The sequence below is a fragment of the Aurantiacibacter hainanensis genome, from assembly GCF_036321025.1.
GTDB classification, from domain to species: domain Bacteria; phylum Pseudomonadota; class Alphaproteobacteria; order Sphingomonadales; family Sphingomonadaceae; genus Alteraurantiacibacter; species Alteraurantiacibacter hainanensis.
In genome coordinates this window covers 553,570-574,735 of record NZ_JAZAPB010000002.1, presented here as the reverse complement: position 1 = coordinate 574,735, position 21,166 = coordinate 553,570, and the positions used below count along the sequence as shown (strand labels likewise).

Below are 21,166 nucleotides of genomic sequence, written 5' to 3'. Positions count from 1 at the left end.
ACTAGAACGTGTATCCGATACCCACGCCGGCCAGGAACTGATCCTTGCTGCCGCGAATGGTGGTGAACGGCGTGTCCGCCGCGTCACCCAGGACGCGCGAGTAACCGCCGATCACGACCAGGCCGAGGCCGCCGTTGGCGATGTTGCCATCGAGGTCGATGCCCAGCAGCAGGTTCACGCCCGCGCTGGTGAAGCCGCTGCCGTCGGGCTCGAATTCCGGCAGGGGAGCGGTGCCCGGTCCGACGAAGGCGGCATCGTCCACCCGGTAGTAGTAATCGTGATAATCCTCGTCCGCCCAGTCGGCAGAGAGCGAAAGGCTCGCGAATACGGCCCGGCTGAGCGGAGTGGAGTAGCTGACCGTGGGCGAGACGACCATGCCGCCGTGCGCGCCGTTCACATCCCACATGGCGTCCACACCGATGCCGATGCTGTCATAGGGATTGAGCACCGCCGGGAAATTCAGGCCAATGGCGGGGCCAACTTCGATGGCCCTGTCCAGTTCGCCATACTGCAGCACCACCTCGTCCTCGACCTGCGAGGCGCGATTGGAGCGCAGACGACCGGCTATGCCGAGATCGAGGCCCACGCCTTCGTCGGGATCCTGCACGAAATCCAGCCGGACGCCGCCGGCGCGCGGATTGATGTCCACGCCGCCCAGCGATCCCTGCACGATGGGCAGGACGGTGAGAACGTAGTCGTCGGAACCCGAATAGGACGGGTTGAGCGCCACCCCGGCGCCAATGGACAGGTAATCTCCGGAAAACACGGTGTCGTCCATGTCGACCATCGGAGGGCCCTCTGCCTCGCTATCCTGCGCGGCTGCGGGGCTGGCGGTCATGCTGATGAGTATGGCGCCCAGTGTCAGGGCGAAAGGCGTATCGTGCCGTCTATTCATGAAGTTTCCCGTCTTGCTTGCCCCTAGAACGGGTAGTGGCGCGCGCGGTTCCGCACCTGCCCTGCGCTCCGACACCGGACCAAAGGCGGCGATTGCACGCCTGCGCCAATCCGCTAAGGCCCATGGTCATGGGACGCGACTGCGATATTGCCATTATCGGTGGCGGCCTTTCCGGAGGGCTCATCGCCCTGGCGGTGGCGCAGCTTCGCCCCGAACTCTCCGTACGGCTGATAGAGGCCGGGCCGAAACTGGGCGGCAACCACCGCTGGAGCTGGTTCGCCACGGATCTTTCCGCCGCCGGGAAGAAGCTGATGGCGGATTTCCGCAAGACGGAGTGGGACGATGGATATGATGTCCGCTTTCCCGCCCATCGGCGGCACCTCCAGGCCGGCTACCGCTCGCTTGCCAGCGACGATTTCCACGCCTGCCTCGTCCGCGATCTGCCCGAGGGAACAATCCTGACAGGGCGCGAGGTGGCATCGCTGGATGCAGATGGCGTCGACCTGCGCGACGGCGCGCGCATCACGGCGCGGGCGGTGATCGACTGTCGCGGCTTCTCCACCACCGGGCACCTGGAAGGGGGCTGGCAGGTGTTCATGGGCCGCCACCTGCGCACGCCCGAACCGCACGGCGTCGATCGCCCGGTGATCATGGATGCCGACGTGGAGCAGCTGGCGCCCCACGGCAACGGCGGGGCCTACCGCTTCGTCTACCTGCTGCCGCTGGGCTCGCACGACCTCTTCATCGAAGACACCTATTACGCCGACAGGCCCGATCTCGACCGCTCGCTGCTGTCCGCGCGGATCGACGAGTACCAGCGTCAGGCGGGTCTTTCCGGCGAACCCGTCGGCTTCGAGACCGGGGTGTTGCCGGTGATGACCGGCGGCGACTTTCGCGCCTACCAACAGGCGCAGCGGCACGAAGGCGTGGCGCTGGCGGGCGCGCGCGGCGGCTTTGCCCATCCGCTGACCAGTTACACCCTGCCCATCGCCGTGGACGTCGCGCTGGCCGTCGCCGGAGATGCGGATCTCCCCGGCGACCAGCTGGCCGCCATGCTGGAAGCGCGGGCGCGCAGGCACTGGGCGAAGATGGGCCATTACCGGATGCTGGGCAAAATGCTGTTCTGCGGCGCGAGGCCGCACGAACGATACCGCGTGTTCGAACGCTTCTACCGCCTGCGCGAACCTCTGATCGAGCGGTTCTACGCCGGCCGCTCCACCCTGCTGGACAAGTTGCGCGTGCTGGTGGGCAAGCCGCCCATTCCGATTTCGCGAGGCATCGGCGCGCTGCTGTCGTCTGCCCCGCTCCTCTCATCACCCTCCCGGAAGGACAACACATGAGCACTCCCGAAGGCCGCAGCGCCTGCGTGATCGGCGCCGGTTTCGGCGGCATGGCGCTGGCCATCCGCCTGCAGAGCGCCGGTATCGCCACCACCGTGGTGGAAGGCCGCGACAAGCCCGGCGGCCGCGCCTATTTCTGGGAAAAGGACGGCTTCACCTTCGATGCCGGTCCTACGGTCGTGACGGACCCCGATTGCCTGCGCCAGCTGTGGGCGCTCTCGGGCCACGACATGGACGAGGACCTCGAACTGATGAACGTGATGCCGTTCTACCGCCTCAACTGGCCCGACGGCACCAACTTCGACTATTCCAACGACGAGGCGGACCTGCGCAAGGAGATCATGAAGCTCGAGCCCGCCGACGTGGAGGGGTACGACCGGTTCCTCACCTATGCCGCCGGGGTCTACGAGGAAGGCTACGTCAAGCTGGGCACGGTGCCGTTTCTCGACTTCAAGTCGATGCTGAAGGCCGCCCCGGCGCTGGCGAAGAAGCAGGCGTGGCGCAGCGTCTATTCGATGGTTTCCAAGTACATCAAGAACGAGAAGCTGCGCGAGGCGCTTTCCTTCCACACCCTGCTGGTGGGCGGCAGCCCGATGAAGACGAGCAGCATCTACGCCCTGATCCACAAGCTGGAGAAGGATGGCGGCGTGTGGTGGACGCGCGGCGGCACCAATCGCCTGATCGCGGGCATGGTGCGCCATTTCGAGCGGCTGGGCGGCACCATGCGCGTGGGCGACGCGGTGACGCGGGTGGAAACCGAAGGCAAGCGCGCCAAGGCCGTCCATACCGCCAGCGGCTGGAGCCAGCGGTTCGATGCCGTCGCCAGCAATGCCGACATCGTCCATTCCTACCGCGACCTGCTGGGCGACAGCTATCGCGGCAAGACGCAGGGCAAGGCGCTGCAGAAGAAGAGCTTCTCGCCCTCGCTCTTCGTGGTGCATTTCGGGATAGAGGGAACCTGGCCCGGCATCCCGCACCACATGATCCTGTTCGGCCCGCGCTATCGCGGGCTACTGGAGGATATCTATTCGAAGGGCATCCTGCCCGCCGATTTCTCCATCTACCTGCACCACCCCACGGTCACCGATCCCAGCATGGCGCCCGAAGGGATGAGCACGTTCTACGCGCTGGTTCCCGTGGCGCACATGGGCAAGATGCCCATCGACTGGGACAAGGTGGGGCCGGAGCTGGAAAAGCGCATCCTGGATGAAGTGGGACGCCGCCTGATCCCCGACATTCACGACCGCATCGTCACCAAGTTCCACTATGCGCCAAAGGATTTCGGCCACGATCTCAACGCCCACCTCGGCAGCGCCTTCAGCTTGGAGCCGGTGCTGTGGCAGAGCGCCTTCTTCCGCGGCCATAACCGCGACGACGTGATCGAGAACTTCTACCTCGTCGGCGCGGGCACGCACCCCGGCGCGGGCATCCCCGGCGTGGTCGGCAGCGCCAAGGCAACAGCGGGGTTGATGATAGAGGACCTGAGCGCGTGACCTTCTCCCGCCTCGCCGTCTATTGCGGCTCCGCCTCTCCGCCCGATGCGCGGTTTGTCGAACTGGCCCGCGATATCGGCGGGCTGCTGGCCCGGCGCGGGATCGGAGTCGTCTATGGCGGCGGCAAGGTGGGACTGATGGGCGCGCTGGCCGACGGGGCGCTGGCCGAAGGGGGCGAGGTGATCGGCGTGATCCCCGATGCGCTCAAGGGCCACGAGCTGGCTCATACCGACTGCTCTGAGCTGCACGTGGTGGAGACGATGCACCAGCGCAAACAGGCGTTTACCGATCTTTCGGATGGCTTCGTTACCCTGCCCGGCGGCGTTGGAACCATGGACGAATTGTGGGAAGCCGTCAGCTGGGCGCAGCTGGGCTACCACGACAAGCCCGTGGGTCTTCTGAACGCTGTGGGATATTATGACGGACTTGTGGCGTTCTACCGCCATATGGCCGAAACCGGCTTTGTCAGGGAAGCACACCGCGACATCGTGATCGTGGGGGAAACAATACAGGAATTGCTCGAGAAGATGGCCAACGCCGCGCCCACCACCACCGTCTTGCAGATACGGGCGGAGGACCTGTGAGTCCCAAGCGCGTCAAGCCGCGTCCGCTGGTTGCCAGCCAGCTCGTGAAGACTTCGCCGCGCATGGCGGGCGGCGGGCGCTCGCGCGAGGCGCTGGTGCGCCGCGCACGCGAGGCGATCGCCCGCGGATCGAAGAGCTTCACCGTCGCCAGCTGGCTGTTCGACAAGGACACGCGCGAACGCTCGCACCTGCTCTATGCGTGGTGCCGCCGGTGCGACGACATTGCCGACGGGCAGGAATTCGGCTTTCGCAACGAGGCCGAAACGCTGAACCTCAGCAAGGCCAGCGCCAAGGACCGCGTGGAGGCGATCCGCGTGCTGACCCACCGCGCGCTGGACGGGCAGCCGACAGCCGACATCGCCTTCGACGCGCTGGGCCTGGTCGCCAGCGAAACCGGCATCACCCGCGAGATGTGCGACGACGTTATCGACGGTTTCGCCCTCGATGCCGCAGGGTGGACCCCCCGTACCGAGGCCGACCTGATGCGCTATTGCTATCACGTGGCCGGCGCCGTGGGCGTGATGATGGCCAAGGTCATGGGCGTTCCGCAGGACGAGCAGGACACGCTGGACCGCGCCTGCGATCTCGGCCTCGCGTTCCAGCTCAACAACATCGCCCGCGACATCGGGGAAGACGACGCGGCGGGCCGTTGCTACCTGCCGCAGGAATGGCTGGCCGAATTCGACATTCCCCCCGGCCAGCACATGAAGCCGCAGCATCGCGAGGCGCTGGTGACAATGGCTAGGCGGCTGATCTTGATGGCTGAGAAGCACGAGGCGGCAGCGCGCCTTGGTGCGGGCGCCCTCAAGTTCCGCCAGCGCTGGGCCGTGCTGTCGGCGGCGAACATCTACGGCGCGATCGGGCAGGAGGTGGTGAGCCAGGCCGAGCTGGCATGGGACCACCGCGCCCAGACCAATTTCCTGGAGAAGATCGGCTATGTCATCGCCGCCCTCAAGGAAACGATCTCCGGATCGTATGAGCCGGACGTGATGCCCGACTACACACGCGGACAGCTGCTGGTGATGGCCCGCATGGAAGGCCCCGTGGCAGGCGTGCCCAACACTCCGCTGCGCGACGAGGGCGTTCGCCGCAAGGAGGACTGAGCATCTTGCAGACGGTTGCAATTGCAACCACGCGCGGGCATCCGTCGAAAAGAGGAGACGTCCGATGGTGCGACAATTGAGTATTGCCATGCTGGCGACGGCGATGACGTTCATTCCGATCACCGCACATGCCCAGGACAGCACCAATGCCCATATTCTCGCGGTGGTGGACACCTTTTTCGAAGGGCTGAACACTGCCGATGAAGAGATGATGGCGTCGGTTGTCGTGGAGGAAAGTATCGTCGCCTCCGTGCGGGAGAGCGAGGACCGTCCCGACCTGCGCGTCAGTTCGATCGAAGAGAGTATCGAGGGCCTGCTGGATGGCGGCTCCTATTACGAGGAATACTGGGAGCCGGTCGTGCTGGTGAGCGGCCCGATAGCCGTGGTCTGGGCGCCCTATCTCTTCGAGAGCGATGGAGAGCGGACCCATTGCGGCGTGGACGTGTTCAACCTTATGCGCCTCGACGGGGAATGGATGATCACCGGCATACAATATTCGGTGGTGCGCGATGGCTGTCCGCCGGGAAGATAGACGAAAGCCATGATGAAAAAGCTCCTGATCGCCAATCGCGGCGAAATCGCCTGCCGCATCATCCGCACCGCGCGCGAGATGGGGATCGCCACCGTGGCGGTCTATTCCGATGCGGACCGCAATGCGCTGCACGTGCGCCAGGCCGACGAGGCAGTGCATATCGGCCCCTCCCCCGCTGCCCAGAGCTACCTCGTGGGCGAAAATATCATCGCCGCGGCGAAAGAGACGGGCGCTGAGGCGATCCATCCCGGATACGGCTTCCTGTCCGAGAATGCGGGCTTCGCGCAGGCCGTGATCGACGCCGGGCTGATCTGGGTCGGCCCCCAGCCGAGCAGCATCGAGGCGATGGGCCTGAAGGATGCCGCCAAGACGCTGATGCAGGAGGCAGGCGTTCCTGTAACGCCGGGTTACCTGGGCAAGGACCAGTCGGTAGAGCGGCTGAAGAAAGAGGCCGACGCCATCGGCTACCCCGTGCTGATCAAGGCCGTCGCCGGCGGCGGCGGCAAGGGCATGCGCAAGGTCGATGCGGCGCAGGACTTTGAATCCGCTCTGGAATCATGCAAACGTGAAGCGAGGTCGAGCTTTGGCAACGACGAGGTGCTGCTGGAAAAGTGGATCACCTCGCCCCGCCATATCGAGGTACAGGTGTTCGGCGACAGCCACGGCAACGTGGTCCACCTGTTCGAGCGCGACTGCTCGCTTCAGCGCCGCCACCAGAAGGTGATCGAGGAAGCCCCTGCCCCCGGAATGGACGAGGCAACGCGCGAGGAAATCTGCGCTGCCGCCGTCCGCGCGGCGAAGGCGGTGGACTACGAAGGCGCGGGCACCATCGAATTCATCGCCGACGCTTCCGAAGGCCTGCGCGCCGACCGCATCTTCTTCATGGAAATGAACACCCGCCTGCAGGTGGAGCATCCGGTGACGGAAGAAATCACCGGCGTCGACCTGGTGGAATGGCAGCTGCGCGTGGCGTCAGGCGAGGCCATTCCACTGAAGCAGGAAGACCTGTCCATCGTCGGCCACGCCATCGAGGCGCGGCTCTATGCGGAGGATCCTGCGAGCGGCTTCCTGCCCAGCACCGGGCCGCTCGACCACTTCGACCTCGGCACCGCGGGACGCATCGAGACCGGCGTCGAAGAAGGCGACGTGATCTCGCCGCACTACGATCCCATGGTGGCCAAGCTGGTCGCCTGGGGCGAGACGCGGGAAGAAGCCATCGACGAACTCGGGGCAATCACCGAGAGCGTGGAAATCTGGCCGGTGAAGACCAACGCCGCCTTCCTCGCCAACTGCCTGCTGGAGGACGATTTCGAGGCGGCGGACCTCGACACCGGCTTCATCGAACGCAAGCTGGACGACCTGGTTGCAGATGGAGAGCCGGACGGCCCCATCTGGCAGGCCGCCGCAGATTTCACCCTGATGGCGGCGACGGACACCGAGGTGCCGAGCGCGCTCGGCTTCCGCCTCAATGCTTCGCCGCGCATCGCCACGGCGCTTTCGTTCAAGGGCGAAACACGAACCGTCGCTGCAACCGGCCGGCGGGATGCGGCGCATGCGACCGGGTTCGTCGAGGACGCCCGCACCCTCGTCTTTGCAGACGGACAGAGCTTCGAGTTTTCGCGTGAAGCCCGGGGTAGCGGTGCCGCCGCAGCCGCCGATGGCGCCATCCTCGCCCCCATGCCGGGCAAGGTCATCACTCTCGACGTGGCCGAAGGCGACACCGTCACCGCAGGGCAGCGCCTGATGGTGCTGGAGGCAATGAAGATGGAGCATTCGCTCACCGCGCCGTTCGATGGCGTTGTGGCGGAATTGTCCGCCAGCGAAGGCGCGCAGGTGCAGGTCGAGGCCGTGCTTGCGGTGGTGGAAGCTGCGTCCGAGTAAGGTCTTCTCCGTCGGGAGATCAGCCGCCCATGAACTGCCGCAAGGCCGCCTGCTGGGCCTCGCTCATGTGCATGACCAGCTTGGTACGGCGCCAGAGAATGTCCTCCGCCGTCTGCGCCCATTCGTTATCCCGCAGGTAGGAGACCTCGGCGAGGGTGAGCCCCGCGCCGAACGATCGGCCCAGGTCGTCCCACCCTTTCGCCTCGCCCAGCCAGTCCCACGCGCAGGTGCCGTAGGCGCGGCCGATGCGCACCACGTCGCGCTCCGAAAGGAAGGGAAAATCCTCTCGCAGCACCTCGAACAGGAAAGGCTGCGCATGGCGGTCAATGTCGCCGCCGGGTAGCGGAGCGGTGCCGGTCCAGTGCTTGTCCTTGAGCACCGGAAGGCGCTCGGCCAGCTTGTCCACCGCATCCTGTGCCACGTGGCGGTAGGAGGTGATCTTGCCGCCATAGATGCCGAGGATCGGCGCGCCCCGCCCGGCGTCGCTCAGCGCAAGCTCGTATCCGCGCGAGGCGGCTTCCGGGCGGCCCGAACCATCATCCACCAGCGCGCGAATACCGGCGTAGGTATGCACCACGTCGTCCGGCGTCACGTCATGCTCGAAATAGCGGTTCACCGCGTCGCAGAGGTAGCGGATTTCGTCGGCGCTCGCTTCCACGTCATCCAGCGAACCGGGGTGGTCGGCATCGGTCGTGCCGACCAGCGTGAAATCGTTCTCCCACGGGATGGCGAAGCAGATGCGCGTATCGGGCTGCTGCAGGATGTAGGCGCAGTCGTGATCGAACAGTTTCGGCACCACGATATGCGATCCGCGCACCCGGCGGATGCCGTAGGCGGGGCTTTCTCCCACCAGTCGCGCCACGTCGTCCGCACCCGGCCCCGCGGCGTTCACCAGCGCGCGGGCGGCGAAGGTCTCTCCGCCGGCCTCCACATGCCAGAGGTCGCCCGCACGGCGCGCCGCCGTCACCGGCATGCGGGTGCGGATGTCGGCACCGCAACGAGCCGCGTCCATCGCGTTGAGAACGACAAGCCGCGCATCGTCCACCCAGCCGTCGGAATATTCGAAGCCGTGGCGATACTGCCGTTCAAGCGCCGCACCGGCGGCGTGCTTGCGCAGGTCGATGCTGCGCGTCTTCCTCAGCGAGGCTTTCCCCCCGATGTGATCGTAGAGGAACAGCCCCGCGCGCAGCATCCAGCGCGGGCGCATCGTCTTCGTCACCGGCAGCACGAAGCGCATGGGATGGATGATGTGCGGGGCAATGCCCCACAGCGTCTCGCGCTCGCCCAGCGCCTCGCGCACCAGTCCGAATTCGTAGTATTCGAGGTAGCGCAGCCCGCCGTGAACCAGCTTGGTGCTCTTGCTGGACGTGCCGCTGGCAAGGTCGCCCTTTTCCAGCAGCAGCACCCTTGCGCCCCGTCCTGCCGCATCGCGCGCCACGCCCGCGCCGTTCACTCCGCCTCCGATCACGACAAGATCGAACACCTCGCTCACGGGACGACGCGCTCCTTGGGCGGTTGCACGTTCAGGCGGCGGAACAGCTTGCCGTTCTCGCTGAACAGCACCAGCAACAGCGCGCTGGTGGAGCAGATCAGCAGCGCCCAGGCGAAGGGAATGGGCGTTCCGTCGTAGGCCTGGCCGATCACCATGCCCACCAGCGCCGCGCCGAACATGCGGAAGAAGGTCTGCACGCTGCTGGCAGAGCCAGCGATGCGGGCGAAGGGCTGCATGGCGATGGAGCCGAAGTTGGCGCCCAGGAAGCCGAGCAGCGCCAGGTTCATGCTCATCAGCGGCACGAACCAGTAGACGTTCCCCGGATGGACGTAGGAGGACCAGACCTGCACCGCGCTGACGGCCATGAACATGAGGACGCCGAAGTGCGATACGCGCCGCGCGCCCACTTTCATCACGATGCGCGAATTGACGATGTTGGTGAAGCTCATCATCGCGGCCGTCGCGCCGAACAGGATGGGAAACACCGCGTCGCTGATGCCGAAGGCATCCTGGTACAGTTGCTGGCCTGAATTGACGTATCCGAACACCCCGCCCATCACCAGCATCGAGCCCAGCACGTAGCCGATGGACTGCCGGTTGATCAGCGCCAGGGTCATGTTGCGGGCGATGACCGGCACGTTCACTTCCTGCCGGTTCTCGTCCGACAGCGTCTCGGGAAGGCGGAAATAGACCCAGACCGCGGCCGCCGCCCCCACCAGCGCCAGGGCCACGAATATCAGTCGCCAGCTGCCCGCCAGCAGGATCGCCTGCCCGATGCTGGGCGCGAAGACGGGCACGGTGATGAACACGGCGGCGATGGTGGACATCAGCCGGGCCATGTGATCGCCCTCGTACAGGTCGCGAACGATGGCCATGGGCACGACCATCAGGCCGGCGCCCAGCAGCCCGGTGATACCGCGGATCACGATCATGCTGGTGAAGTCGGTCAGCATGGCGGTGACCAGCGACAGGGCGGAAAAGGCGGCCAGTGCAAGGAACACGATGGGGCGGCGGCCATAGCGGTCGGCATAACTGCCCGGAACGAGGCATCCCACACCCATCATGATGGTGTAGACGGCGATTATGAGCTGCCGCTCGTTCCCCTCGCCCACGCCAAGGTCCACGGCGATTTCGTCCAGCGCGGGCAGCATGGCATCGATGCCCAGCGCGTTGAGACTCATCAACAGCGCCAGCAGCACGATCAGCTCGCGCTTGCCCAGGGGAAGGGAATCAAGGGGACTGGCGGTAGTGGCCATGACTATCGGCCCTACCCGCCCCCTCCCCTGTAGAAAAGGATTAAGTCAATCTCGGCCCAAAAGGCTATAGTCCGGCGCGATGGCGAATCCGCAACACGCTGACAAGGTCCTGGAGGACGGCGACGAGCTGCCGCCAGAGGCGACGGGCCTGCGCAAGATCATCCATGTCGACATGGATGCCTTCTTCGCCAGCGTCGAACAGCGCGACAATCCCGACCTGCGCGGAAAGCCCGTTGCCGTGGGCGGCTCAAGCGGGCGCGGCGTGGTGGCAGCCGCCAGTTACGAAGCGCGCAAGTTCGGCGTGCGCAGCGCCATGCCATCGGTAACGGCCCGGAGAAAATGCCCCGACCTGATCTTCTGCAAGAGCCGCTTCGACGTCTATCGCGAGGTCTCCGAGCAGATTCGCGGCATCTTCCGGCACTACACCCCGCACGTGGAGCCGCTGAGCCTCGACGAGGCCTACCTCGATGTAACCGACGACATTCGCGGCATCGGTTCGGCCACGGCCATCGCCCAGGCGATAAGGCGCGACATCCGCGAGACCACGCAGCTGACGGCCAGCGCGGGCGTTTCCTACAACAAGTTCCTGGCCAAGCTGGCGAGCGATCAGAACAAGCCCGACGGCATCTGCGTGATCCGGCCCGGCGAGGGCGCGGCCTTCGTGCAGTCGCTGCCGATCCGCCGGTTTCACGGGGTCGGCCCCAAGGGCGCGGAGAAGATGGCGCGGCTGGGCATCGAGACGGGCGCGGACCTGGCCGAAAAGGATCGCGAATGGCTCTCGCGCCATTTCGGCAGTTTCGGCGACTACCTCTACCGCGCCGCGCGCGGGATCGACCTGCGTCCGGTGCGCACCAACCGTATCCGCAAGTCCATCGGCGGAGAACGAACCTTCAGCGAGGACATCTCGGCGGACGACGAACTGCGCGACACGCTGGAGCGCATCATCGACATCGTATGGGAGCGGATCGCCGACAATCAGGCGAAGGGCCGAACGGTGACGCTGAAACTCAAGTTCAACGATTTCCAGATCGCCACCCGGTCCCGCAGCCAGGTGCAGCCGGTGGCCGACAAGGCCCGTTTCGCCGCGATCGCGCGCGAGATCCTGGAGGACGAGATGCCGCTGCCCATGCCGATCAGGCTCATGGGCCTGACCCTCAGCAACCTGGACCGCGAGGATCGCGAAGAGCGCAGCCGCGACGACGCGCAGCTCTCGCTGCTGTAAGACGCCGCCGCGCGCCTATCCTTCGTCGGCGACAACCAGCATCGCCAGCCGTTTATGCACCGTCCGGCTGCGATTTTCGGGCAGGGCGTCAAGCGGGAAGAACCGCGCCTCCACCACCTCGCGCATGTCGGGCGTGGGCACGCCCGCAACCTGGCCTGTAACCACGCGCACGTGGTTTATGGAGCCGAGGAACTCGTTGCGCTGAACCCCCAGATGGACGGGATCGTGCAGCGTGCAGTCCAGTTCCTCCCGCAGTTCGCGAAGGGCCGCGGCCAGCGCATCCTCCCCTTGGCGCATGCCGCCGCCGGGAAAGGCCCATACGGGCGGGCCGTAGGAGTGGCGCACCAGCAGCACGCTTCCGTCCGGGTCGCGCCCGATGATGCAGCATCCGTGCACTTCGCCGGCAAGGTGACGCAGGAATATCCGCCGCAGGCCGTGGCCTGCGCGATAGAGCGCGCGGTGCAGCGGCGCGGGGATCAGGTGAAACATGTCACCTTCTGGCCCGCCGCATCCAGCAGGCGTGCCACCGGCAGGTCGCTCTTGCCCGCAGCGGCGGCATCGAAGACGGCGCGCTTTTCCTCGCCCCGGATCACGAACATGATCGCATCGCTGTCCAGCAGCGACGGGATCGTCAGCGTCACCCTGTCGAACGGCGCCTCGGGCGGAAGCGGATCGGGCGTGAGGCGGCGGATCGGGGCGGGATCGTCCGCCTGCGGATCGGTGTTGGGAAACAGGCTGGCCACATGGCCGTCGGCACCCATGCCCAGCCATACCAGGGCGAAATGCGGCACCTGCTCCATTACGGTCAGCGCCGCGACATGCGCGCCGACGGGCTCGAACAGGGCTCGGATCTTGCCCGTGTTGCTGGCCTCGTGATCCTCGGGGACCACGCGGTCGTCGCCCGGCCACACGGTGATGCGCGACCAGTCGAGGTCTGCCTTTACCAGTTCGCGCATGATCGGGAACGGGGTCGAGCCGCCCGGTACGCTGATGGCGACGGGCCCTTCCCCCTTGGCCAGCGCCTTACGCAAGGCGGATTCGATGAAGGACGCTATCTGCGTATCAGGGGCGTTCTCTATGATTGCGATATCGGCCATGCCGCCGGCGTTAGACGCAAAACCGCCGCGACGCGAGGGCGCCGCGGCGGTTCGTTTATCAGGCGAGGCCTAACCTCTTACTGAAGCGTCGAGGTGAGGAACCAGACGCGCTCCTCGGCCATGTCGGTCCAGTCGTCCAGCAGCCCGTCAGTGGCGTTGTCGCCAGCCTTCTCGGCGTGCTCCTTCAGGGTCTTGAGCCGATCGACCACCTTCTGGTTGTCGTCGCGCAGTTCGCGCACCATCGCCTCGGCGCTCAGTTCGGTGTCGTCCTGGTCGGCGATCTGCGTCGCCTTGGCGACGGACGCGATGGAGGTGAGCGTCGGCGCCCCGTTCTTGCGCACGCGTTCGCCGATCGCGTCGATCTGGTCGCGAATTTCTACGGCCTGTTCGTCGAACATCAGGTGCAGGTCGCGAAAGCGCGGGCCGGTCACGTGCCAGTGAAAGTTCTTGGTCTTGAAATACAGCGCCAGGTGATCGGCCAGCAGGCCGTTCAGCCCTTCGATCAGCGCGGTTTTCGAGTTGTCTCCGGTGGTAGCCATTGCAATGTCGTCCTTTCGATTTCTCTTCACCTCACCAACGGACGACGCTGGCCAAGGGTTTCAACACTAAGCACGGTTGGCCTGATCGACCCACTCGATCACATAGTTGCTATTGAGAGTAGATTGCGATTGCGAGAGCCGCCAGGATCAATCCTGCCCCCACGATCCTGCGCAGCGCCCGGAGCGGCAGCTGGAGCCAGTCTTCGCCCACGAGAATGGCCGTAACCAGGACAAGCAGCGCGCCGGATGCGCCGCCGAGCGCTGCCAGCAACGGCTCTCCGGTCGCGATGGCAAGCGAAAGGATGGTGAAGCCGCTCGCATCGGTCACCATGCCCAGCAACAGGACCAGCGTGATCGCGCCCATGGAGCGGGTCGGCTCCTTCGGCTTTTCGGGCGCAGCGCGCAGCAGCACCTCGATCCCGGCGAGCCCCAGCGCCACGGCCACGACGATAGGCTTCAGCGCCGATGGAATGAGAGGCGCGAGCTCGCCCGCGATCCAAGCGGCCAAGCCCCCGCCCGCCAGCGCCGCCAGCGCCGCGGTGGCGAACAGCGGCGCCTTCCATCCCAGCGCAGCCCGCAAGCGCGCAACCCGCACCGCATCGCGCCCCGCCAGCATGGCGGCTGCGACGGCTACGAAGGTGAGAAAAAAGGCAGGCATCGGCTCTCGACATATACGAAAGCTGGAGCGGGTGAAGGGAATCGAACCCTCGTCGTCAGCTTGGGAAGCTGCTGCTCTACCATTGAGCTACACCCGCAAATTGTTGATTTTTATGGATTAAATTTGGTTGATATTGAAACCTTCCAACATCTTCCATCCAACAATTCCAACAAGCCCGTGCTGTTACCACTTAGCTAGCCCTTGTCCAGCAATTCAGGCGTCGTTCGACGGCACCTGTCCCGGTGATGATTTTTTTCGTTTGTCGCTTCTTAAAGGACTGTGGTTATAGAGGCGTATGACCGCCCAAACTCTTGGAATTGGTGTGTACACCCCGCCGGAGGCAGCCCGAATGATCGGGATGCGCCCGATAACACTCCGCCGGTGGCTTTTGGGCTACGACCATGACGGGAAAAGTGAGCCTAGCCTCTGGCATCCTCAGTATGAGCCGAGTGACGAAGGCTTGTTTCTCGGCTTCCGAGATTTGGTCGAAGCTCGCATTGTAAACGCATTGAGGAAACAAGGGATCGGGCTGCAAACAATTCGAGCATGTGTCGAACGCGCCCGAAATATCATCGGTGATGAGCGTCCTTTCTCGACGCAAGAATTCAAGACGGATGGCAAGACTATCTTCCTGGAAATCACGAAAGACCTAGATGAGCCTCACCTTATCGATCTCAAGCACAGCCAGGGTGTGTTCAAAAGGGTCGTTGAGCCATCCCTCAAGGATCTAGAATTCGGTCCTGATGGTGCAGAACGCTGGTGGCTCGTCCCCGGAAAGAAATCGATTGTTGCTGATCCAAACCGGTCCTTCGGGCATCCAATCGAAAGCCAGCACGGTGTTGCGACTGCCATTCTTGCTCAAGCTGTGGAGGCAGAAGGCTCCGCCGCCGCAGTCGCGCGACTTTTCGAAGTCAGCCTAAGCAGCGTTCGGGATGCCGTCGCCTACGAGAAGAGCCTGAATAGCTAAGGCCACACGGTGAAATTGCTCATCGACAACAATCTTCCGCCAAAGCTCGGACGAGGCCTCGCAGAGCTCTTTAAGGGAGATCATTTAGTCGTACACATGCGAGATAAGTTCCAAACCGGAAGTCTGGCGGACGAAGTTTGGATCGAGAAGTTGGCTTCCGAAGGAAGCTGGTGCGTCCTTTCAGGCGACAGGCGTATTGCCAGCAAACGGCCATCTCGCGAATTGTTCTTGCGATCGAGACTGGTCGGCTTCTTCCCCCAGCCAGCAGTCATGAAGTGGCCTTTTGAACGAAAAGCCTCACGCATCTTGTACGTATGGCCGAAGCTGGTCAGCACTTCTGAGACGGTCGATAGTGGCTGTTTCGGAATACGCGCGACTGGCGAGAAGCTCGAAGCCCTGTGAGCATTTGGGCCATCGCGCCTTCAACATGGTCAGAAGAACTGCTTGAGCGTCACCCAGAACAAAAAGTCTTCCAACAAACCGCATAAAGTAGGCCGATGTTGGAATACTTTGGGACAGAATTCTCAATGATTTCAATGCTTCGATAAGCTTGGGAAGCTGCTGCTCTACCATTGAGCTACACCCGCATTTCAATCACTTGGCAGCGATATAAGAACACATTTTACAGTGCGTTTTACACCCGAGCCCTCGAAATCCGTCTCTGAAGTGTTCCAACAGTTCGGTCAATGAGTTTTGGACGTTCCATGTTTTCGGTCAACGAAGTCTCAATGTCGGCAGTTGGGCCGTAAGCTGTCTGTCCGCTTTGGCTCCCTGAAGAAGTGGAAGCCGCCTTTCGCAGGTGACATTGTTGCCAGAACAGCACTCTTGGCATGGATCAACCGTCCTCGCTGGACTTGTTGTCCTTTTTCGATCGCCGGATCGCTCGAAGACAGGAGCGATCGCCCACGCCGAAAAAATGATGGACCCGGCCGTCTTTGGGACCGTTGGCTCAGCGAGAGGAGGAACTCGTGATGGCTCCGTCATTCAGGGCGCACATCGCAGGACAGCGACAAGAGCTGTTTCTGGTTCATGGCCTTGGTGGAAGCTGGCAATCCTGGTCGATTATCCTGCCAGCCCTGTCTGCCGACAGAACAGGCACGGCTCATGCCGGGTAGTTCGCCGGGCTCACCTGTCTCCATGTTTTTGAAGACGCCGAAACCCGCGTGCGCTTGAGTCCTGAAGCTAATGGCGCTCTTAGGGACTCCATGCGTTGCCTCACCCCATCCTTCTTCTTCTGGGGATCCTGATTGCCTTACCTAAGGAGGTCAGGGCCCAACAGCCTGTTCCCGAACAAGAGGAGACCACGGCCGCGCCTGTCCATCCCTTCGGTCGAGTAACTCCGCGTTCGGCGGTGACGGCTCTTATCCGCGCCTTGGTGGAGCAGGATTACGAATCCGCGGGTAACTACTTCGCGCTCGAAGGAGTCTCCGCGGAGCGACAATGGCCCGGGCGCTTCAGGCCTCGCTGGATTCCGGTGGTGAACTTGTGCCGTTCGCCGAACTGTCGAACAACTCGGAAGGAACACTGCAGGACGGGCTTGCACCTAATCTTGAGCGAGTTGGCACGCTTGCGGGCGGCGAAGTGCCGATCCTGCTTTCGCGGGCCGAGCCGGACGCAGAGCCTGGCGAGGAAGCAGCACCAGGCAGCGAGCAGACTGCGTGGAGGGTGTCGGAGCAAACGATCGCTGAACTGGAAAAAAGGGCCGACCAGCTCATGCAGGCCGCCCCGACCGGCGGACTTGTTCTCGCCGGCGGACCACTCGGAGACTGGACGATACTTCTCGTCCTGTTAGCCGCAGCCTTTCTCGTCTTCTGGCTCCTGTCTGCGGCAATCCGTTGGGTCATGCGCCAGATAGTCACCGATCCCGAAGCGAGCGGTGTTTTCGGCTTCCTGCACGCGGCCTTGCCCCCGTTCGCGCTCTTGCTGGCCGCCATTACTTTTAGGGTTTGGGGAAGCGAGGCACCGGTAGCGATCGTCGCTCGCCAAGTTTTGCTCCGCTACATCGGTATCATAGCCTGGGTCGCACTGGCGTGGTTCGCCATCAGGCTGGTCGACGCTGTCGCGGGCAAGCTTACGAACAAACTGAATGCCCGCGAACGCCGCCAGGCGTCTTCTGCCGTCATCCTTGCCCGCCGAGCTGTCAAACTGCTGATCGCGGCGATAGCAGGCGTCGCCATTCTTGATACCGTTGGCATCAATATCACCACCGGGCTCGCCGCCGTTGACATCGGCGGTCTTGCCCTCGCGCTCGGTGCGCAAAAGACTATAGAGAACCTGGTGGGCAGCGTTATGGTGGTCGCGGACCGGCCAATCGAGGTGTGTGATTTCTGCCGCGTCGGCGAGGTCCTTGGAACGGTCGAGGATTTTGGCATGCGCTGAACGCGCATCCGCACGCTTGATCGCACGATCGTGACGATCCCGAATGGAGATTTCTCATCGCTGCAGATCGAGAACTACTTCAAACGAGACTGCTTTCTGTTCAACCCGGTGATTGGCCTGGAATACGGAATTTCGGCAGCCGAGTTGCGTTAAGGCGTCGACCTCATAGAGAACATTCTGACCGAACATTCACTGGTCGCTGAGGATCCTCGCCGCGCGAAGCTAGCCGATTTCGGTCCTAGTTCGCTGGATATCGAGGTGTTCGCCTATATTGAAGTGGCTGATTACAACGAGAGTCTCGCAGTCCGGCAGGACCTGCTCATGCAGATCTTCGAACGTATCGAGAAGGCAGGTCTCAGCATCGCCTATCCAACGCAGACCCTATATCTTCGCTCGGGCGCATCCGAACGAGACTTGCCGCGAACGTCCTCACGGTGGCCGCTCATTCCGCCGGTTCCTCTTCACGATAGTGAGCGGAATCGGCTATCCAGCGATTGATTGCGGACTCATGCCAGCCCGCACCGTGGATGCTGATCTTGACCTGTGACGGAAACGTGCCCTCAGCGATCTTGCGATAGACGGTGGAGCTAGAAAGGCCGGTGCGGTCGAGTACGGTCTTAAGGCGGATGATGCGTTCTGTATTGGGCATAGGGCGTTCTCACTTTGGCACTCGCGGCCCTCAAGGGAACATAATGAGAACTTTTCGGCGCAGATCAAGGGTCAGTCTGAGTTGGAATTCGGCGAAATCTTCAATCATTTGCGGGATATGCAACTTGTTTGGACGATTTGAGAGTTTTGCGGACAATCTCGCTCAACCGCTTTCGGTTCTGATGATCTTTTCGGCCGACACGATTTTGCAGCGGGAGCGCGCGGATATGCGCCGCCATCGACGCGTTGCCGCGCCACCGGAAACGAAATCCAATCGCGAATCATTTTGATTTGCGAATCGTCGGAGGATTTCGCGGCCGCTGGCCTCGAAGATCAAACGCTGCCCCGAAAGCTAAGAGGTTGAGCCCCATGCCAGTATCCAGGGCATGCCGAACCTCCCCGACCTGCGGGATGCATCCAGTTCTCCCTCAGTACGAATACCCGGAAACCGCAACACCAGAAGAAGGTACGGACCGTCTGCTTCTTCATAGAAGCGGTAAATATGTAGACCTCCCGGTTGCGCCGATGTCATCCAAACCGTTATGATTGGAAGTCATGCGGGTCTGGATGCCTACAATCGAAACCGGCACTGGTGCTGAGGTCTATGCGACAAGCTTGGCTCGCGGCCTAGAAGAGCGGGGCCACTCGGTCGACCTAGATATCGTTTCGCATCATTATCAGTACATCCCATGGCTCGCACCTGTTCGCCCACGCAGCGGGACTGATGTTACGATAGCCAATAGTTGGACGGCAGCCGCGTTCGCCGGAAACGTACCATTGGTCACAATCGTACACCATGTTGTGCACGATCCGAAACTTGCTCCTTTCAAGTCATCAGCCCAAACGCTGTATCACCGCCTCGTTGTCAAACCCATGGAACTTGCCGCTCTGCGAAAGTCCGCAACGGTTGTAGCGGTGAGTAATACAACCGCAGCGGCCATTCGCACTTACTTGGCTGACGTCCCCGTCCGCACCGTGCTCAATGGGGTCGATACACAATTCTTTTCGCCCGGAGTACCAAAGCCCATACCCACGGCCGATCGTCCGATACGACTGCTTTTTGTCGGCAAGCCCAGTCGGCGAAAAGCCTTCGACCTTATCAGCCAAATCGTTGAGGAACTGGGAGATGAGTGCCATTTTACTTGCATAGGCTCTGCCCCGGAAAAGGGACTTGTGATGCCTGCGGGAGACATACTCGGGCGAGTAAGCGGGGAGGCACTTCGAGAGGCATACCGTAGTTCCGATTTCCTTCTTTTCCCCTCTCGGCTCGAAGGCTTCGGCTATGCAGCGGCCGAAGCAATGGCTTGCGGATTGCCAGTTGTGTGCAGCGAAAGTGGAGCGGTTGCCGAAGTGGTAGGACCACAAGAGGCTGGCATTGCAGTGTCAGACGACGATCCACGCAGCATTGCCAACAAACTTCTTGCTATCTGGAAGAAGCCCGAAGAGTTGCAGGCCAAGCAGCTTGCTGCGCGGAAGCGAGCGGTCGAGAATTTTGACGAGAAAATGTGGGTGGACGGCATTGAGGAGGTACTGAAACTGACTGTCGGCGCGAGTTAGGCTGCTCAGCTGCATGCCCTCATAGCGACCGATTGCGCCTGTAACTCTCGCGTTCGAGCACGCCTGTGTTTTCTACAATCTCATGCATCCAGACCAGTTCACGCCCGTAACCACAATCTGCCTCTCAGGATTGCCCCCAACCATGATTAATGTTTCCGTTGCGCTCACGATGTTGTCGTCGCACGTTCGAGACCAACTGTCGGTCAGTTTTGTGGCGAAGGAGCAAGCGATCAGCATTAACAAGGTTTGTCACCCACAATACTCGGTATGATGAAATGCCACTTGCTGAAAAACGACTACTTACGCTGAGCCCCTTCAGTTCGAACCCACCCCAAAGTGGGGGAACCAAACGCATTCATAACCTAAACAGTGGATACGCACGGCTTGGCTGGAAAGTACTGCAGATCAGCGGTGCGACTGTCCGTCAGGGCGCCATCGACCTTTTGCGGATGCACGGCTGTCAGATTGCGCCAAATTATCGGGAGGAAGTCTACTTCAATCCCTTTATCTTGCTCGGGAATCGTTTCTTGCGACGATTGGGTACCGCGCAGACTGCCGCGACACAGCTTCCGCGAGCTTTCCGCCCGGCCAGGCAGATCGCCGCAGCGATAGCCGAACACGAGGTAATCCTCTTCGAACATCCCTATTTGTTCGCTTTGGCCAGGCCCTGGCTGCGCGCCGACCATCTGGTCGTTCTCGATGCCCACAACATCGAAACGGACATTTATGCCCATCTACTCAGACGAAGCGGGTTGGCAGGCAAGGCTGCTCGTTGCGTTCAGGAAATCGAGCATGATTGCATGTCGCGAGCAGACCTGGTTTTTACCTGCTCAGCGGCAGACCGCGATGCAGCAATCAGCCGGTTCAACGTAGAACCAGAAAAGGTTAGCATCGCACCGAACGGTGTCGATCTGGGCACGGTGTTGCCAATTTCAGCAGAGGAACGCCTGCAGGCCAAGAAGAAGCTGGGCCTGGAAGACAAGGTCGTAGCGCTGTTTCTAGGGGCACGCTGGACCCCGAATGTCGAGGCGGCGCATCACGTCCTCAGCATGGCACGACAAAATCCGCGAATTACGTTTCTGATTGTTGGCGGAGTAGGAGCAAGCCTCCCAACGGGTCACAATCCGGAAAACGTGATCATTACCGGAATGGTTGATGACCTTGCCCCTTGGTTCGCGGCGGCCGACATTGCCATCAACCCTATGGAGAATGGCAGCGGAAGCAACATCAAGATGTTCGAGTACTGCGCTGCCGGATTCCCTATCGTAACGACCGCATTCGGTGCGAGAGGTATAGATGATCATTCTGGCAAAGTGCTTACGATCAGCAGCATCCCCGACATGCCCAAGGCGATAGTTGCACTTGCGCAATCATCCGATCTCGACGAGCGCCGGATTGCGGCACGTGCGCTGGCTCACAAGTATGACTGGTTCTCGATTGCGCGACAGATTTCCGACAGGATCATTGCCGCGGTGGCCATCAAAATGCGTTGAAATTGGCCAGCCTCTTTCGTCACTCTAGTC

The 21,166-nt window shown here is 62.4% G+C and carries 21 protein-coding genes, 1 tRNA gene and 1 pseudogene; 13 read left to right on the top strand and 10 right to left on the bottom strand.

Translation table 11 applies throughout. The annotated features are described in order from the left end of the window. Position 1: 1 nt before the first annotated feature. A complete protein-coding gene (locus tag AAA989_RS10220) occupies positions 2-895 on the bottom strand; it encodes a MipA/OmpV family protein (RefSeq protein WP_338243225.1) in 894 nt (297 codons plus the stop codon). Between the two features lie 128 nt (positions 896-1,023). Between AAA989_RS10220 and crtY the strand changes: the two genes are divergently transcribed. The 6 genes from crtY (at position 1,024) to AAA989_RS10190 (ending at position 7,828) form a co-directional block, all read left to right on the top strand. Then, the gene (crtY, locus tag AAA989_RS10215) at positions 1,024-2,235 is read left to right on the top strand and encodes a lycopene beta-cyclase CrtY (RefSeq protein WP_338243222.1); all 1,212 of its coding nucleotides are present in this window, start codon (positions 1,024-1,026) and stop codon (positions 2,233-2,235) included. Further along, positions 2,232-3,728 carry a phytoene desaturase gene (locus AAA989_RS10210; protein WP_338243221.1) on the top strand — a complete coding sequence of 499 codons (1,497 nt, stop codon included), beginning with the start codon at positions 2,232-2,234 and terminating at the stop codon, positions 3,726-3,728. Before crtY ends, AAA989_RS10210 begins: the two co-directional genes overlap by 4 nt. After that, positions 3,725-4,312, top strand: a complete 588-nt coding sequence (locus tag AAA989_RS10205) for an LOG family protein (RefSeq protein ID WP_338243219.1) — start codon at positions 3,725-3,727, stop codon at positions 4,310-4,312. The genes AAA989_RS10210 and AAA989_RS10205 overlap by 4 nt, the downstream gene beginning before the upstream one ends. 62 nt (positions 4,313-4,374) lie before the next feature. Beyond that, positions 4,375-5,415: a phytoene/squalene synthase family protein gene (locus AAA989_RS10200; protein ID WP_338245499.1), complete on the top strand. Its 1,041-nt coding sequence runs from the start codon at positions 4,375-4,377 to the stop codon at positions 5,413-5,415. 64 nt (positions 5,416-5,479) lie between these two features. Beyond that, positions 5,480-5,947 (top strand): nuclear transport factor 2 family protein, encoded by a 468-nt coding sequence (locus AAA989_RS10195; protein ID WP_338243217.1) that lies wholly within the window; start codon positions 5,480-5,482, stop codon positions 5,945-5,947. A gap of 9 nt (positions 5,948-5,956) precedes the next feature. After that, complete coding sequence (locus tag AAA989_RS10190) at positions 5,957-7,828, top strand: acetyl/propionyl/methylcrotonyl-CoA carboxylase subunit alpha (RefSeq protein WP_338243216.1); 1,872 nt, start codon at positions 5,957-5,959, stop codon at positions 7,826-7,828. A gap of 19 nt (positions 7,829-7,847) precedes the next feature. Here the strand turns inward: AAA989_RS10190 and AAA989_RS10185 are convergent, their stop codons facing one another. Both AAA989_RS10185 and AAA989_RS10180 read right to left on the bottom strand, forming a co-directional pair. Beyond that, complete coding sequence (locus AAA989_RS10185; protein ID WP_338243214.1) at positions 7,848-9,320, bottom strand: glycerol-3-phosphate dehydrogenase; 1,473 nt, start codon at positions 9,318-9,320, stop codon at positions 7,848-7,850. After that, positions 9,317-10,576 (bottom strand): multidrug effflux MFS transporter, encoded by a 1,260-nt coding sequence (locus AAA989_RS10180; protein ID WP_338243211.1) that lies wholly within the window; start codon positions 10,574-10,576, stop codon positions 9,317-9,319. The genes AAA989_RS10185 and AAA989_RS10180 overlap by 4 nt, the downstream gene beginning before the upstream one ends. A gap of 79 nt (positions 10,577-10,655) precedes the next feature. On the opposite strand from AAA989_RS10180, the gene dinB reads away from it, so the two are divergent. Further along, on the top strand, positions 10,656-11,798 hold the full coding sequence (dinB, locus tag AAA989_RS10175; protein ID WP_338243209.1) for a DNA polymerase IV: 1,143 nt from the start codon (positions 10,656-10,658) through the stop codon (positions 11,796-11,798). A gap of 15 nt (positions 11,799-11,813) precedes the next feature. Here dinB and AAA989_RS10170 read toward each other — a convergent pair whose 3' ends face one another. The 5 genes from AAA989_RS10170 to AAA989_RS10150 all read right to left on the bottom strand — a co-directional run bounded on the left by AAA989_RS10170 (position 11,814) and on the right by AAA989_RS10150 (position 14,189). Continuing rightward, entirely contained in the window at positions 11,814-12,287 is a 474-nt protein-coding gene (locus tag AAA989_RS10170; RefSeq protein ID WP_338243206.1) for an NUDIX domain-containing protein, read from the bottom strand. After that, entirely contained in the window at positions 12,275-12,895 is a 621-nt protein-coding gene (locus AAA989_RS10165) for a 6-phosphogluconolactonase (RefSeq protein ID WP_338243204.1), read from the bottom strand. Before AAA989_RS10165 ends, AAA989_RS10170 begins: the two co-directional genes overlap by 13 nt. 77 nt (positions 12,896-12,972) lie before the next feature. After that, positions 12,973-13,434, bottom strand: a complete 462-nt coding sequence (locus tag AAA989_RS10160) for a Dps family protein (protein WP_338243202.1) — start codon at positions 13,432-13,434, stop codon at positions 12,973-12,975. 109 nt (positions 13,435-13,543) lie between these two features. After that, positions 13,544-14,092, bottom strand: a complete 549-nt coding sequence (locus AAA989_RS10155; protein ID WP_338243200.1) for a hypothetical protein — start codon at positions 14,090-14,092, stop codon at positions 13,544-13,546. A gap of 23 nt (positions 14,093-14,115) precedes the next feature. Then, a tRNA-Gly gene (locus AAA989_RS10150) sits at positions 14,116-14,189 on the bottom strand. Between the two features lie 198 nt (positions 14,190-14,387). On the opposite strand from AAA989_RS10150, the gene AAA989_RS10145 reads away from it, so the two are divergent. Together AAA989_RS10145 and AAA989_RS16420 are read left to right on the top strand one after the other, a co-directional pair. Further along, on the top strand, positions 14,388-15,059 hold the full coding sequence (locus AAA989_RS10145; protein ID WP_338243198.1) for a MerR family transcriptional regulator: 672 nt from the start codon (positions 14,388-14,390) through the stop codon (positions 15,057-15,059). A gap of 9 nt (positions 15,060-15,068) precedes the next feature. Beyond that, the gene (locus AAA989_RS16420) at positions 15,069-15,461 is read left to right on the top strand and encodes a PIN-like domain-containing protein (protein WP_353527010.1); all 393 of its coding nucleotides are present in this window, start codon (positions 15,069-15,071) and stop codon (positions 15,459-15,461) included. Here the strand turns inward: AAA989_RS16420 and AAA989_RS10140 are convergent. Further along, positions 15,357-15,632 (bottom strand): hypothetical protein, encoded by a 276-nt coding sequence (locus AAA989_RS10140; RefSeq protein ID WP_338243196.1) that lies wholly within the window; start codon positions 15,630-15,632, stop codon positions 15,357-15,359. The two genes, AAA989_RS16420 and AAA989_RS10140, sit on opposite strands and share 105 nt — an antisense overlap. 867 nt (positions 15,633-16,499) lie before the next feature. Here AAA989_RS10140 and AAA989_RS10135 point away from each other — a divergent pair. After that, positions 16,500-17,591, top strand: a pseudogene (locus tag AAA989_RS10135) (mechanosensitive ion channel family protein). A gap of 12 nt (positions 17,592-17,603) precedes the next feature. Continuing rightward, on the top strand, positions 17,604-17,936 hold the full coding sequence (locus tag AAA989_RS10130; protein ID WP_338245497.1) for a hypothetical protein: 333 nt from the start codon (positions 17,604-17,606) through the stop codon (positions 17,934-17,936). Here the strand turns inward: AAA989_RS10130 and AAA989_RS10125 are convergent. Continuing rightward, a complete protein-coding gene (locus AAA989_RS10125) occupies positions 17,881-18,087 on the bottom strand; it encodes a helix-turn-helix transcriptional regulator (protein WP_338243194.1) in 207 nt (68 codons plus the stop codon). The genes AAA989_RS10130 and AAA989_RS10125 overlap by 56 nt on opposite strands. Before the next feature lie 554 nt (positions 18,088-18,641). On the opposite strand from AAA989_RS10125, the gene AAA989_RS10120 reads away from it, so the two are divergent. After that, positions 18,642-19,643 carry a glycosyltransferase family 4 protein gene (locus tag AAA989_RS10120; protein ID WP_338243192.1) on the top strand — a complete coding sequence of 334 codons (1,002 nt, stop codon included), beginning with the start codon at positions 18,642-18,644 and terminating at the stop codon, positions 19,641-19,643. A gap of 275 nt (positions 19,644-19,918) precedes the next feature. Further along, positions 19,919-21,136 (top strand): glycosyltransferase, encoded by a 1,218-nt coding sequence (locus AAA989_RS10115; RefSeq protein ID WP_338243190.1) that lies wholly within the window; start codon positions 19,919-19,921, stop codon positions 21,134-21,136. Positions 21,137-21,166: the final 30 nt, after the last annotated feature.